Consider the following 242-nt stretch of genomic DNA (forward strand, 5'->3'; position numbering starts at 1 on the left):
CGTCCGCCGCTCGACGCCCAACAAATCCTCCGAAGATTCAATGTTGTCGTTTCCGCTCGACTTGCATGTGTTAGGCCTGCCGCCAGCGTTCAATCTGAGCCATGATCAAACTCTTCAATTTAAGATTTTGTGACTCAACGAATACTGACTTCAAAACTAATATTCATGTAAACATGAACATGTAATTCTAAAGCTATTACCCTCTCTTCTTAAATAAATAGGAACAGAATGGTAATGAATTG

Annotated in this window: 1 rRNA gene; it reads right to left on the reverse strand. The window is 40.5% G+C overall.

The features are described 5' to 3' along the window. A 16S ribosomal RNA gene (locus AB4180_RS22255) occupies nucleotides 1–121 on the reverse strand; the annotation flags it as partial. Nucleotides 122–242 lie beyond the last annotated feature (121 nt).

It is taken from the genome of Vibrio sp. 10N.286.49.C3 (assembly GCF_041469545.1).
GTDB classification, from domain to species: Bacteria; Pseudomonadota; Gammaproteobacteria; order Enterobacterales; family Vibrionaceae; genus Vibrio; species Vibrio tasmaniensis_A.